This window comes from Bradyrhizobium sp. LB13.1 (genome assembly GCF_054056815.1).
On sequence record NZ_JBSRYQ010000001.1, the window covers coordinates 4,473,453 to 4,487,021 of the forward strand.

Annotated in this window: 10 protein-coding genes and 1 pseudogene; 3 read left to right on the forward strand and 8 right to left on the reverse strand. The window is 63.0% G+C overall.

The features are described 5' to 3' along the window. Positions 1–7 precede the first annotated feature (7 nt). From ACVWYI_RS21280 to ACVWYI_RS21295, 4 genes are all read right to left on the reverse strand, one after another. Positions 8–1,615, reverse strand: coding sequence for a sulfite reductase subunit alpha (locus ACVWYI_RS21280; protein ID WP_456663112.1), 1,608 nt, complete (start codon positions 1,613–1,615; stop codon positions 8–10). After that, a complete protein-coding gene (locus ACVWYI_RS21285) occupies positions 1,612–3,390 on the reverse strand; it encodes a NirA family protein (RefSeq protein ID WP_456663113.1) in 1,779 nt (592 codons plus the stop codon). Before ACVWYI_RS21285 ends, ACVWYI_RS21280 begins: the two co-directional genes overlap by 4 nt. Before the next feature lie 329 nt (positions 3,391–3,719). Continuing rightward, on the reverse strand, positions 3,720–4,883 hold the full coding sequence (locus ACVWYI_RS21290; protein WP_456663114.1) for a CmpA/NrtA family ABC transporter substrate-binding protein: 1,164 nt from the start codon (positions 4,881–4,883) through the stop codon (positions 3,720–3,722). Then, a complete protein-coding gene (locus tag ACVWYI_RS21295) occupies positions 4,880–5,470 on the reverse strand; it encodes an ANTAR domain-containing response regulator (protein WP_247346876.1) in 591 nt (196 codons plus the stop codon). Before ACVWYI_RS21295 ends, ACVWYI_RS21290 begins: the two co-directional genes overlap by 4 nt. A 111-nt stretch (positions 5,471–5,581) precedes the next feature. Here ACVWYI_RS21295 and rimO point away from each other — a divergent pair, with 111 nt between their 5' ends. Next, positions 5,582–6,907 (forward strand): 30S ribosomal protein S12 methylthiotransferase RimO, encoded by a 1,326-nt coding sequence (rimO, locus tag ACVWYI_RS21300; protein ID WP_456663115.1) that lies wholly within the window; start codon positions 5,582–5,584, stop codon positions 6,905–6,907. 3 nt (positions 6,908–6,910) lie between these two features. Here the strand turns inward: rimO and ACVWYI_RS21305 are convergent, their stop codons facing one another. Continuing rightward, a complete protein-coding gene (locus ACVWYI_RS21305) occupies positions 6,911–7,858 on the reverse strand; it encodes a hypothetical protein (RefSeq protein WP_456663116.1) in 948 nt (315 codons plus the stop codon). Between the two features lie 172 nt (positions 7,859–8,030). On the opposite strand from ACVWYI_RS21305, the pseudogene ACVWYI_RS21310 reads away from it, so the two are divergent. Next, positions 8,031–9,117 (forward strand): annotated as a pseudogene (locus ACVWYI_RS21310) (IS5 family transposase). 549 nt (positions 9,118–9,666) lie between these two features. Continuing rightward, positions 9,667–10,857 (forward strand): acetylornithine transaminase, encoded by a 1,191-nt coding sequence (locus ACVWYI_RS21315; RefSeq protein ID WP_456663117.1) that lies wholly within the window; start codon positions 9,667–9,669, stop codon positions 10,855–10,857. An 88-nt stretch (positions 10,858–10,945) separates the two neighbouring features. Here the strand turns inward: ACVWYI_RS21315 and ACVWYI_RS21320 are convergent, their stop codons facing one another. The 3 genes from ACVWYI_RS21320 to pcsA form a co-directional block, all read right to left on the reverse strand. Beyond that, entirely contained in the window at positions 10,946–11,920 is a 975-nt protein-coding gene (locus tag ACVWYI_RS21320) for a quinone oxidoreductase family protein (protein ID WP_456649976.1), read from the reverse strand. A gap of 75 nt (positions 11,921–11,995) precedes the next feature. Further along, a complete protein-coding gene (locus ACVWYI_RS21325; protein WP_456663118.1) occupies positions 11,996–12,730 on the reverse strand; it encodes a TerC family protein in 735 nt (244 codons plus the stop codon). Then, the gene (gene pcsA, locus ACVWYI_RS21330) at positions 12,727–13,494 is read right to left on the reverse strand and encodes a phosphatidylcholine synthase (protein WP_456663119.1); all 768 of its coding nucleotides are present in this window, start codon (positions 13,492–13,494) and stop codon (positions 12,727–12,729) included. Before pcsA ends, ACVWYI_RS21325 begins: the two co-directional genes overlap by 4 nt. Between the last annotated feature and the right edge of the window lie 75 nt (positions 13,495–13,569).

Genomic DNA, 13,569 nt, shown 5'->3' on the forward strand with positions numbered 1-13,569 from the left:
ACAGACCCTAGTACACGTCAGCCTGGAAGCGGCCGGTCTTCTTGAGCTCGGCGACAAAACTGACGGCTTCATCGGTCGAACGCGCTCCGAACTGGGCGACGATGTCGACCAGTGCGCGCTCGACGTCCTTGGCCATGCGCTTGGCATCGCCGCAGATGTAGAGATGAGCGCCCTCGGCAAGCCACGTCCACAACTCGCGACCGACCTCGCGCATGCGGTCCTGCACGTAGAACTTCTTCTCACCGTCGCGCGACCAGGCCAGCGACATGCGCGTGAGCAGGCCCGAGGTCTTCATCGCATTGAGTTCCTCCTGGTAGAAGAAGTCGCAATCGCTGCGCTGATGGCCGAAGAACAGCCAGTTCTTGCCGGGCGCACCGGTCGCCTTGCGATCGAACAGGAAGGCGCGGAACGGCGCTATGCCGGTGCCGGGACCGATCATGATGACCGGCGTCTTCGGATCCTGCGGCAGGCCGAAGCCGTGCGCCTTTTGCACATAGACCTTGAGCTTCTCGCCCTCGCCGATGCGCTCGCCGAGGAAGGTCGAGGCGACACCGATGCGCTTGCGTTTGCCGATCACGTAACGCACGGAGTCCACCGTCAGCGACAGCTTCCCGGGCGTTGCATTGTGCGACGAGGAGATCGAATAGAGCCGCGGCTGGAGCGGCTCCAGCGCCTCGACGAAGGCCTCGGGGTGCGGACGCGTGCCCGAAAACTTCTGCAGCGCCGCCATGACGTCGAGCGTAGCGGCATCGCCATCGGGATCCTCGCCCTGCGCCAGCGCCCGCGCCTTCTCGCGTTGCGCGCCCCCGGTGATGAAGGAAAGCAGCTCGAACAGCGTGTCGGGCGCCGGCGACAACGAGACGTCGTCGATCAGCACCTCGCGCAACGTCTTGCCATTGACCTTCGTCGTGTGAGAGGCGCCGAGCAACGCGATGATCTGGTCGACGAGGCCGACCTCGTTGCGCGCAAACACGCCAAAGCTGTCGCCGACGGTATAGTCGAGCTTGGTCTCGGAGAGATCGAACTCGACGTGATAGGTTTCCTTCTCCGACTTTCCCTTGTTGAGAAGACGACGAGACAGGAAGGTCGCCGCAACAGGGTTGTCGCGTGAGCGGCCGGGCTCGGCGATCGTCACGGTCACGGCGGGGGCTGCCACCGCGTCTTGCTTGTCGGACGCCTTGGCCATCGGCGTCTTGTCCAGCTCTTCGTACAGCGACTTCAGCATCCGCGCGGTTTCCTTGCCGCCGGGGACGCAAAGGTTGAGCCGCGCTTCACTGCGGCCCGCGATCGCCTCCGAATAGTCGTGGCAATTGTAGCCGCACTGGCCGCAATCCTGCTGCGCCATCGCCGCCATCATCTTGCGGCGCACGGGACGGCCCTCGGCGAGTTTCATCCGCTCCACGATTGGCATGGTCTGGTCGTGCCACGGAGATTCGCCGTCGTCGCCGTCACCAGCTTGCATGACAGCGGCGCCCTGCTCGGCCGACATCGGCGTCGCCGCCTCAGGCGACAGAAGCCCGGCGAAGAAGCCGTTCAGCCAGGAGCGTTGCGCGTCGGAGAACGGAGCGCTCGTGGGAATGATGTCGAGTTTCGGCGGAGGGCTGATCTGGTTCATGAAGACATCTCGGCATCGGCAAGCTTGCGCAGCGTCTCGCCGTCGTGGCGGCGCGCAAAGGACAGGAACGTTTCGTCGGGAGACGAGCGATGGGCGATATAGGCCTTGAGCAGCCCTTCGACCGTCTTCGGCGCGTCTTCGGCCTTGAGGTCGTGATAGATCTCCTGCCCGACGTCGGCATCGAGGCCAAACCCGCCGCCGGTGAAGAGATGATAGCCCTCGACCGTGTCCTCCTCGTTCACCAGCACGCGTGCTCCGATCAGGCCGATGTCGCTGATGTAATGCTGTGCGCAGGAATGGTGGCAGCCGGTGACGTGGATGTTGACCGGCTTGTCCATCTCGACGCGCGGCTCGCACCAGTCGCCGATCTCGGCGGCGTGGCGCTTGGTATTCGCCGCGGCAAAGCGGCAGCCGGCATTGCCGGTGCAGGCGATCAGGCCGGCGCGGATGTGCGAGGCTTCGACCGCGAGCCCGATCTGCTTGATCGCCGCGACGGCGAGCTCAACATTCTCGTCGCGCACCCCTGATATCAGCAGGTTCTGCCAAACGGTCAGGCGGATATCGCCGTCGCCGAGGTCCTGCGCCACCTTTGCGAGGCCCCGCATCTGATCGCAGCTGATCTTGCCGAGCGGCAGCGACACGCCGATCCAGTTCAAACTGTCCTGCTTCTGCTTGTGCACGCCGATATGCGCCATGCGGTCCGCGGCAGGCCGCGGGAGAAACGCCTCTTCCCGCACGCGCGTAAACGGCTTCTTCAGCCGCTCCTCGACGAGCTTGAGAAAGCCGTCATGGCCCATGGCATCAAGCACGTATTTCAGCCGCGCCTTGTTGCGGTTGGTGCGGTCGCCGTGCTCGATGAACACGCGCACGATGGCGTCGGCAACGGCCGTGGCTTCTTCAGGCTTGACGACGATGCCGGAATATTTGGCGAAATCCTTATGCCCGGTGATGCCGCCAAGGCCGAGGCGGAACCAGACTCCGGGCTCGACGCCGAAACCGTCCTTCACTTCAAAGGCCGTGAATGCGATGTCGTTGGTCTCCTCGAGCACGGCGATCCTGCCGGCGCCGTCGAAGGCGACGTTGAACTTGCGCGGCAAGCCGTACAGCGAGCGATCGTTCAGGATGTGGTAGTGCCACTCGCGCGCATAAGGTCGCGTGTCGATCAGCTCCTGCGGATCGATGCCCGCCGTCGGTGTCCCCGTCACATTGCGGATGTTGTCGGCGCCTGAGCCGCGCGAGCACAGGCCGAGGTCCTGAACGCCCTCGATCAGCTTCACGGCGTTCTTTGGCGGGATCTCGCGAAGCTGCAGATTGGCGCGCGTCGTGACGTGGCTGTAGGGCCCGCACGTTTCATCGGCGAGATCGGCAAGGCCGGACAGCTGCCAGTGCTTCATGATGCCGTTCGGAATCCGCAGACGGCACATGTAGGAGTCCTGCGTCGGCGCGACGTAGAAGATGCCGTAATAGCGCCAGCGGAAATTGTCCGCCAGGCTTGGCGGCGTATTGTCGAGCGCCTGCTGGCGGAGACGCGGATAAGCATCGAAGGGATGCTCGTCGCGCTTGATCTTCTCCTGATCGGCGAGCTTCTTGCCCGCGGCGATGACCTTGTCCTGCGCCTTGATGTGCACGGCATCGGGGCCGGTCGGTTCGGGGCTCGCCTTGCCGGCGCCGCCGAGACCGCGGCCGACCCGGCTGATCTGCAAACCGCTCGTGAAGCCTTCGAGATAGCGTTTCTGGTCGTCGGTAAAGTCGACTGAGACGGTGTCGATTTTCATGGTCAGTAACGAAGCTCCTGCGGCCACCTGGGTGTCGACGGAAAGTGCACGACCCGCGAGGAACTCGGCTGGCTTGATAGCCGGCTCTGCACCCAACGGTCCGATCAGCTTCGTTGCTGCGGGACTGGCTCAGCAGGCACCTGTGACAGGCTGGCCGCACTGCAACATTCAAGTTGCGTGCCAGCTTTGATGAAATGAAACTTGGTGCAATATCAGATGATTAGGCGCGCCCTAGGGAACTCGCGCCTCTGGAATTCTTATGAAATTCGAGCAGTTGGCCTAAAATTTAGACGCTGATCTCCAGCGCCCAAAAACAATGCAAACGCGAATCAGGCCTTCCAGCGGCCCACCTCGAAGGCCGCAAGATGCCCCCGAATATTCGCGGGATCAAAAGCGGGGCCGGCAAATGCGCCGAATGCCGCGGGGGCTTGCGTGGGCGGCCGTCGGCCGAGAGCGCCGTCGTAGAGGTCGGGCCTGAACACCGCCATCGCTGTCTTGACGCCCTCCGAACTCAACGCCGTCTGCCCCCAGCGCACCATCTGCGCATAGAGCCAGGCGGCCTGGACCGGATCGGGGCGCCCTGCCTCTTCGCGTCCCACCAGAAGGTAGCTGCCACTCTCGCGAAAGGTGCCGTCCGGCGAAATCTTGAGGCGTCCCGTGAGGGTGCGCTGGATGACTTCGGCGTCGACTCCGATCCGTTCGGGCTGCGCCAGGATCCGCGCCGCTTCGGTTCGGTTTTCCGGATGCTCAATGAACTCGGCCGCCTTCACCGCGGCGCGCACGAGGCTAGCGACCACGTCGGGATGCTTGTCGGCCCAGACCTGGCGAACTGCCAGCACCTTCTCCGCCGCGTGGGCGAGGATGTCGGAGACGAAATGCAGGATATGGCCGATGCCGAGATCGACCGCGATCGAATTCCAGGGCGCGCCGACGCAGAACGCATCGACGTGGCCGTTGGCAAGACTATCGACCATGTAGGGCGGCGGCAGCACCACGAGGCGCACATCCTCGTCGGGATCGACGCCGGCCGCCGCCATCCAGAACCGCAATTGGTAATTGTGGGTTGAGAACGGGAAGGTCATGCCGAAGGTCAACGGATCGGCTCCCGCCTTGCGCCGTTTGGCGACAACGCGTGCCAACGCTTTTGCCGTAGCGAGCGGATCGAAGCGATCGCCGTCGATCACCTCCATCAGCGCCGCATGAAGCGCCGGCGACACCGTGATCGCGTTGCCGTTGATGCCGAGATTGAAGGGCGCCGCGATCGGCACCTTGACGTGACCGAGCCCGAGCGAGGATGCGATTGCGACCGGCGCCAAGAGATGCGCGGCATCGAACAGGCCGATATTGAGTTTGTCGCGGACGTTGGACCAGGAGATCTCGCGCACCAGCTCGACCTCAAGCCCTTCGGCCGCGGCGAAGCCCTTGTCGACGGCAACGATCAGCGCTGCGGCATCGACCAGCGGAATGAACCCGATGCGGAGAGGAGCGGTCATTTCAGCATCTCCGACGCGGTGATGATCGACTGCGCGATCTCGCCGATTTTCTTCTTCTCGCGCATCGCAGTGGAGCGCAGCAGCACATAGGCCTCGTCCTCGGTGAGGCCCTTCACCTTCATCAGGATGCCCTTGGCCTTTTCGATGATCTTACGATCCTCGAGCTGCGACTTGGTGCGCTCCAGCTCCTCCTGGAGTTTTGCGAAAGCATTGAAGCGGGACACGCAAAGGTCGAGGATCGGCTTGATGCGTTCCTTCTTCAACCCGTCGACGATGTAGGCGGAGACCCCCGCTTCCACGGACGCCTGGATCGAGGATGAATCGCTCTGATCCACGAACATCGCGATCGGCCGCTTCACGGCGCGGCTGACCTGGAACATCGCCTCCAGCACGTCGCGGCTGGGATTTTCGAGATCAATCACGATGATGTCGGGGTCGACCGCATAAATACGGGCAAGCAGGCTCTGCATTTCACGGATATGGACGATCTGCGTGAATCCGGCCTCCCGCAACCCTTCTTCGAGGATCGCAGCCCGGATCGGGCTTTCGTCGACGATCACGATTTTGGGTGACTGTTCGGCGCTCATAGCTCACTCACGGCAGGTGATTCACCCATAGCACGCCGGAGGGCCCTGCAAAGGGTTGTAATTATGGGCAATTGGGACTAGCTCAGGCCCGTCAATCAGGCAGATTTGGATATGGATCAGACGGCTGCGCCCAAGGTCAGCTTCGTGTCGCTCGGGTGTCCCAAGGCATTGGTGGATTCCGAGCGTATCATCACGCGCCTGCGCGCCGAGGGCTACGAGCTCGCCCGCAAGCATGACGGGGCCGACATCGTCATCGTTAACACCTGTGGTTTCCTCGACAGCGCCAAGCAGGAATCGCTCTCGGCGATCGGCGAGGCCATGGCCGAGAACGGCAAGGTAATCGTGACAGGTTGCATGGGCGCCGAACCCGAGCAGATCGAGCAGGCCTATCCCGGTGTGCTCTCGATTACCGGCCCGCAGCAATATGAGAGCGTGCTCGACGCCGTGCACCGCGCACTGCCACCGGCGCACAATGCGCATCTCGATCTGGTGCCGCCGCAGGGCATCAAGCTGACGCCGCGTCACTACGCCTATTTGAAAATCTCCGAAGGCTGCAACAACCGCTGCACTTTTTGCATCATTCCAAAACTGCGCGGCGACCTCGTCTCGCGACCGGCCAATGATGTGCTGCGCGAGGCCGAGCGCCTCGTCGATGCCGGCGTGAAAGAGCTGCTGGTGATCTCGCAGGACACCTCGGCCTATGGCGTCGATCTGAAATACGCCGAGAGCCCGTGGAAGGATCGCCAGGTCCGCGCCAAATTCCTCGATCTCGCGCGCGAGCTCGGCGAATTCGGCGCCTGGGTTCGGCTGCAATATGTCTACCCCTATCCGCATGTCGACGAGGTCATCGCCTTGATGAATGAGGGCAAGGTGCTGCCCTATCTCGACATCCCGTTCCAGCATGCAAGCCCCGAGGTGCTGAAGGCGATGAAGCGCCCGGCCGCGCAGGACAAGACGCTGGCGCGGATCAAGCGCTGGCGCGAAGAGTGCCCCGATCTCGCCTTGCGCTCGACCTTCATCGTCGGCTTCCCCGGCGAGACCGATGCCGATTTCGCCTATCTGCTCGACTGGCTGGACGAAGCCGAGATTGATCGGCTCGGCTGCTTCAAATACGAGCCGGTCGCAGGCGCAACGTCGAACGCGATCGAGAACCCCGTGCCGGAAGAGATCAAGCAGGAGCGCTACAACGCGCTGATGGCCCGCCAGCAGAAGATTTCAGCGCGCAGGCTGAAGCGCAAGGTCGGCACGCGCCAGCAGATCATCATCGATGAGGTCGGTCCGACTGTTTCGAAAGGCCGCTCCAAGGCCGATGCGCCCGAGATCGACGGCGCCGTCTACCTGTCGAGCCGCCGCCCGTTGCGCGTTGGCGAGATCGTCACCGCGAAGATCGAGCGCGCCGACCAATACGACCTGCACGGCAGCGTCGCGGGATTCTGAGATTTAGGACGCTGCCAGCCATTTCGGCACCCAGCGCTCCGGCCGCGGTGCGCGCGCAAGATCAGCCTGCGCCTCGGACAGCTTCGCAGGTTCGCCGTCGATGCTCGGGCGCACATCGTATTCGAAGTTCGGCATGACCCGGCCGTCGGCATAGAGTCCAAATTTCATGGCGTGCCACAGCCCGAGCTCGGGCTGCGCGCGGCGCATCTCCTCCCGCAGATCGCGCAGCAGGGATTCGATCGAGCCGGCTTCCTCGAACGGCTGCGGCCCGCGAGTCAGGACGCGCGCCTCGTATTGCTTGCCGACGATCGCGATCTCGAAGTTCGTCTTGTCCCAAGATTTCTTGTCCCTAGGCAGATGCGCGGCGAGGCGCCAGCCGAGCTCGGCCATCAAGCGATGATTGGCCCAGTAGTCTTCGCGATCCCGGCTCCATTTTTCCACGAAGCCGCGAAAATCGGGCAGCTCCGACGAATTGTCATCGGGCGGCGCCGCCTCCCCGGTCGGCCGTCCGGCGAGCCACCGCGCGAGTTCGACCGTCTGGCATTCGACCTCGTCATGCGGCAGCAGATCGTGCCACGCCTTATCGAATTGCTGCGATGTCAATTTTGCGAGCAGGCCATCGAGGCTCGGCGCCAGCAGCTCGTAGTCACCCTCGGAGCCAAGCCCCACGATCGGCGGATTGTCGCGGTCAAGACCCGCGCCATACCAGCCGCCGACGGCCGAGCCATCCGGCAGCCGCATGAACAGCGAAAACCTGTTGCGCAAGGGACTGCCGTCGAAGATCGGCGCCTGATCGGAAAACTGGCCTTGCAGCGAGAAGCAGCCGACGCTGCCCCAGGGGCGTCCCTTCAGCCAGCCGGCGAAGTCGACCAAAAGGGATGGTGCCTCGATGCCCGGCGGAAACGCGCCGCGAATGCTGTCGAGGTCGATCGGGTAAGGCGTGTCGGACAAGGTTTAAAACTATCTGGTTGGTCCCGCCCCTCTTGGTCTGAACCGTCATGCGTACGGTTCGAACCAATTCGCGTTGGTCGATCACAAACGCGCTAGCAGTCTGCTGAAAAACCCCTCGCCAGGAAGGGGACTTGATGATTCACTTTATCATCTCGAATCGGCGGAGACGATCATGCGCGGCAGGTTTACGGATCAGGGCGGCCTGTTTTCGTACATCGCGCCGGATAAACGTGTGCCAGCGAACCATCCGCTGCGGAAGGTCCGGGAACTTGTCCGGGATGTTTTGAATGATTTGAACCGCAGCCTTGGAAAGCTATACGCCAGCGAGGGACGTCCTTCGATCCCTCCGGAGCAATTGCTGAGCGCCTTGCTGCTGCAGGTGTTCTACGGCATCCGCTCGGAACGCCAGCTGATGGAGCAGCTGGACTACAATCTTTTGTATCGCTGGTTCGTGGGACTGTCGCCGGACGATCCGGTCTGGGACCCGACCACCTTTACCAAGAACCGGGAGCGGCTGCAGAACGGCGATGTGTTCACGAAGTTCATGACCAGGCTTCTGAACCATTCTCAGGTCAAGCCGCTATTGTCGGACGAGCATTTTTTCGGTGGACGGAACGCTGATCGAAGCCTGGGCTTCGCAGAAGAGTTTTCGCCCCAAGGACGGCAGCGGCGACGATGATGACGGCGCCAACTTCCATGGCCAGAAACGCAAGAACGACACCCATGCGAGCACCAGTGACCCGGACAGCAGGCTTTATCGCAAGGCGGCCGGACGGGAGGCCAAGCTTTGCTATATGGGCCACGCCACCATGGAGAACCGGCATGGGCTGGCGGTGGCCGGCAGGGTCACGCATGCCAATGGCACCGCCGAACGCCGGGCTGCGGAGGTCATGCTGAAGGCGAGACGCAAAGCCGCAGGTCGCCGCATCACGGCTGGTGAGGACAAGGCATACGATACGGCCGATCATGTCGCCAACCTTCGCGCCATCGGCGTGACGCCGCATGTGACACAGAACCAGGCCATCACCAAAACCGGCAAGAACCGTAACAGCGCGATCGACGAACGAACCACGCGGCATCCGGGATACGGCATGTCGCAATCGCGCCGGGCGATGGTCGAGTGCATTTTCGGATGGGGCAAGCAGCATGGCACCATGCGCAAGACCAAACATCGGGGCATCGCTCGCGTCGCCGCCGACTTCCTGCTTAATCTGATCGCCTATAACCTGATCCGAATTCCCAAACTGCTCGCCGCATAGCCACCCCGCGCCGGGGCACACTCAATAACAAGCTAGAAATTACATCCAACTCTACCGCGCCGCTCCAAAAACGACCGGCGGAAAAATGAAAATTCTCCATTTCAAGGTTTTTCAGCAGACTGCTAGAGACGTGATGGTTTCTAGGCGCACGATCGATAAAATTCAATCGTGCGAGTGACATCCGGCGCATCGTACCGCGCGCAACCGCACGAGTTGCGCCTCCTCGTCACCCGCGACGTCACAACCGCCACACGCCGGGCAAGCCACGGATCGGACCTGCCCCATGCACGCTGGGCGGGTGATCTGTAAAACGCCCGCTTGACAAGCCCCGCCATTCGCCTGTATTGCCGCGCCCCATGATCAACGCTCGGACCCATCAGCGCATCGAAATGCTCCGCCGTCGCTTCCGCGACGATGAGAGGGTGCGCCATGTCCGACGACGCCGCTGAACCACTGAATTCAGCCCAGTTTTCGAGAAGGCCGCACCCGCAAGGTGCGGCCTTTTTGCATTTCGCGCGCATTTTTGATCCGCCTCCAGAGGAGTTCGACATGACCACGCACCCGTATGACGCGCTGATGGACATCACCGCTCGGCCCAAGGCCGTGTTCGTCCGCGGCGCCGGCTCCTACCTCTGGGACGACAGCCGCAAGCGCTATCTCGATTTTGTGCAGGGCTGGGCCGTCAACTGCCTCGGCCACTCCCCACCCGCGATCGCCGACGCGCTCGCCGCGCAAGCCAAGCGGCTGTTGACGCCGAGCCCGGCCTTCTACAACGAGCCCAGCCTGAAGCTCGCGCAGGCGTTGGTCGCAAACAGTGCGTTCGACCAGGTGTTCTTCGCCAATTCCGGCGCGGAAGCCAACGAGGGCGCGATCAAGCTCGCGCGCAAATATGGCAGCCTGCACAGAGGCGGCGCGTTCGAGATCATCAGTTTCGAGGGTGGCTTCCACGGCCGGACGCTGGCGACGATGTCGGCCTCGGGCAAGAAGGCCTTTGAGCCGCTGTTCGAGCCGAAGGTCGCCGGCTTCAAGAAGGCGAAGCTCAACGACATCGCTTCGATCGAAAAGCTGATCAACGACAACACCGTCGCTGTGATGCTCGAGCCGATCCAGGGCGAGTCCGGCGTGTGGCCTGCGACCGATCAGTTCATACAGGAGTTGCGCACGCTCACCGACGCGCACGGTCTCCTGCTGATCTTCGACGAGATCCAGACCGGCATGGGCCGGACCGGCAAGCTCTTCCACTACGAGCATACGGGCATCGCGCCCGACATCATGACTCTCGGCAAGGGCATCGGCGGTGGCGTGCCGCTCGCAGCCCTGCTCGCGACCGAACGCGCGGCCTGCTTCGAGCACGGTGATCAGGGCGGCACATTCAACGGCAACCCTATCATGTGCGCGGCAGGACTTGCGGTGCTCGACGAGGTCGGCAAGCCGGACTTCCTCAAGGCGGTCACCGAGACCGGCTTGCTGCTCGAAAGCGAATTGCAAAAGGTCTCGGCCCGGCACGGCCTCGGCGAGGTGCGCGGCCGCGGCCTGTTGCTCGCGCTCGACCTCAAGCTGCCGATCGCACCCGGCATCGTCGCGCAGGCGTTCGAGGCCGGCGTGCTCCTCAACGCGCCGCAGGTCGACACGCTGCGCTTCATGCCGGCGCTGAACGTCACGCGGGCCGAGATCGCAGAGATGATCGACTGCCTCGACGGGATTTTGATCAGGGCCGGCGCGGCACGGCGGGTGGCGTAAGGCCTGCCTCGTGCCCCCGAACGCAGCGCAGCGCCCCTTCGCGGTGCGCTGCAGAGCCGGGACACGGGAGCGGATGACGACGGAAGAACTACGGCTTCAAGATCGACGCGCCCGTGGTCTTGCGGCTTTCGAGATCGATATGCGCCTTGGCGGCGTCCTTGAGCGCGTAGGCGTGGTTGATCGGCACGTGCAGCTTGCCATTGATGACAGCGGCGAACAGCGTGTCGGCGCCTTCCAGCAACTCCTTGCGGGTGCCGACATAGTCGTTGAGCTTCGGCCTCGTCGCAAACAGCGAGCCATGTGCGTTGAGTTCGGCGATCGAAAACGGCGGCACCGGGCCTGAGGCATTGCCGAAGGAGACGAACATGCCGCGCGGCTTGAGGCAGGATAGCGAGCCCGGGAAGGTCGCTTTGCCGACGCCGTCATAGACGACGTCGCAGCCCTCATTGCGGCTGATTTGTTTGACGCGCGCGACGAAGTCTTCCTCGTTGTAGAGGATGACGTGGTCGCAGCCATTGGCCTCGGCAAGCTCGGCCTTTTCGCGCGAGCCGACGGTGCCGATGACGTGGGCGCCCATTGCCCTCGCCCATTGGCAGGCGAGCAGGCCGATGCCGCCGGCCGCGGCATGGATCAGCACGCGATGATGCGGCTCGACCTTGAAGGTCTTGTGCAGGAGATACCAGACGGTCAGCCCCTTCAGCATCAGCACGGCGCCCTGCTCGTGGGTGATGTGGTCGGGTAGCTTGACCAGTTTCTCCCAGGGGATATTGCGCTCGCCGGTATAGGCGCCAAGGTTGTAGTAGTAGGCGACGCGGTCGCCGGGATGGAAATTGGTCACGCCCGGCCCGACAGCGACGACTTCGCCCGAGGCCTCGTTGCCGGCGATGAAAGGCAGCCCGGGCGCCTTGTAGAGGCCGGTGCGGTAATAGACGTCGATGAAGTTGAGGCCGACCGCATGCTGGCGGATGCGCACCTCGCCCGGGCCGGGCGCCGGAACATCGACGCTCTCATAGACCAGGGCTTCGGGGCCTCCGACCTTGTGGACACGGACGGCTTTGGTCATCGCCTGACCTCCTTTTCTCGCAGGCCAGCGAAAGGCATCGCGCCCGCCTTGTCAACTCGACACCGGCTGGAATGGCTAGACCGACGGCTTGCCGGTTTTCCTGCGGTTGCGCTTCGCCAGCACGTTGAAGAATTCGACCGCCGCCGAGAACGCGATTGCGAAATAGATGTAGCCGCGCGGGATGTGGAACTGGAATCCGTCCGCCACCAGCGCGACACCGATCAGTACCAGGAACGCCAGCGCCAGCATTTTCGTGGTCGGATGCTCCGCGACGAATCGCGACACCGGCCCGGATGAAATGTACATGATCAGGCAGGCGATCACGACGGCCGCGATCATGATCTCGATGTCCTGCGCCATGCCGATCGCCGTGATGATCGAGTCCAGCGAGAACACGATGTCGATGATCACGATCTGGACGATCACCCAGAAGAAAGCGTTACGAGGGGAGTTCTCGTCGCCCTCGCCGTCATCGGCTTCGACCTCACCATGAATCTCGTGCGTTGCCTTCGCGATCAGGAACAAGCCGCCGCCGATCACGATGAGGTCGCGCCAGGAGAAGCCGTAACCCGAAAACGAAAACACCGGCGCGGTCAGGCCGATCAGCCAGACCAGCAGGCTGAGCAGGATGATGCGGAAGATCAGTGCCAGCGCGAGCCCGATCTGGCGGGCGCGGTGCGCCTGATTCTCGGGGATGCGCGAGACGATTACCGACAGGAAGATGACGTTGTCGATGCCGAGCACGATCTCGAGCGACGTCAAGGTGAGGAGCGCGGCCCAGGCTTCGGGGCTTGTCAACAGGTGCATCATGCCAAGGATCTTGTCAGCCGTATCAATGCGTCGCTGAAGCTGATCCAGAGCGCGATCGCGCAGAGCGCGACAGTCACGCCGGTGCCGACGCGAAAGTCCATCTGCAGCGTGTAGAGGGAGAGCAGAGCCCAGATTGCGATCAGCGACATCGTCAGCCAGCGCAGCCGCACGACACGCACCGGATGCAGCACGTGGAACGGCACGAAGGTCAGCACCACCAGGCTTGCTACCAGCAGCGTCGACAGCAGCGGCGGCCAGTGCAGCAGGAACAGATAAAACGCCGCCGCATTCCACAGCGCCGGAAAACCGCGAAAATGATTGTCGTCGGCCTTCATGCGCAGATCGGCGAAATAGAGTGCGCTGGTGACGATGATGGCGACACCTAGCAAGGGTGCAGCGACCGGCAGCAGCAAGCCGCTGGCCACGATCGCATAGGCCGGCACGAACACGTAGGTGACGAAATCGACCACGAGATCGAGCACGTCGCCCGACCAGTTCGGCTGCACATCCTTGACGTTGAGCCGGCGCGCGATCGGCCCGTCGATCGCGTCGATAATGAGGGCGACGCCCAGCCATTGAAACATCGCCGCCCAGTGCTCGCGCACGGCCTCGAGCATTGCCAGCAGCGCGATCGCCGCACCGAACGCGGTGAAGATGTGCACCGAGAAGGCGGCGGCGCGGATCGCGGGCCTGGGCTTCAGGGAATCCTCTTGGCTGTCCATGGCTTCTGCTATCAGAATGACACCGGTTTGCACATAAGCCATTGCGGCGCCCGGTCGCACAATTCGTCATAAAATCAGGGAAATATGAGTGGACTTGAATTTGCCGTGGGGCGTGTC

What these genes read in the sequence shown, in the direction of transcription:
- ACVWYI_RS21320 (WP_456649976.1), bottom strand. Translation starts at nt 11,920, where the DNA reads ATGACCAAAGCCGTCCGTGTCCACAAGGTCGGAGGCCCCGAAGCCCTG.
- ACVWYI_RS21280 (WP_456663112.1), bottom strand. Translation starts at nt 1,615, where the DNA reads ATGAACCAGATCAGCCCTCCGCCGAAACTCGACATCATTCCCACGAGC.
- ACVWYI_RS21295 (WP_247346876.1), bottom strand. Translation starts at nt 5,470, where the DNA reads ATGAGCGCCGAACAGTCACCCAAAATCGTGATCGTCGACGAAAGCCCG.
- ACVWYI_RS21325 (WP_456663118.1), bottom strand. Translation starts at nt 12,730, where the DNA reads ATGATGCACCTGTTGACAAGCCCCGAAGCCTGGGCCGCGCTCCTCACC.
- ACVWYI_RS21315 (WP_456663117.1), top strand. Translation starts at nt 9,667, where the DNA reads ATGACCACGCACCCGTATGACGCGCTGATGGACATCACCGCTCGGCCC.
- rimO (WP_456663115.1), top strand. Translation starts at nt 5,582, where the DNA reads ATGGATCAGACGGCTGCGCCCAAGGTCAGCTTCGTGTCGCTCGGGTGT.
- pcsA (WP_456663119.1), bottom strand. Translation starts at nt 13,494, where the DNA reads ATGGCTTATGTGCAAACCGGTGTCATTCTGATAGCAGAAGCCATGGAC.
- ACVWYI_RS21290 (WP_456663114.1), bottom strand. Translation starts at nt 4,883, where the DNA reads ATGACCGCTCCTCTCCGCATCGGGTTCATTCCGCTGGTCGATGCCGCA.
- ACVWYI_RS21285 (WP_456663113.1), bottom strand. Translation starts at nt 3,390, where the DNA reads ATGAAAATCGACACCGTCTCAGTCGACTTTACCGACGACCAGAAACGC.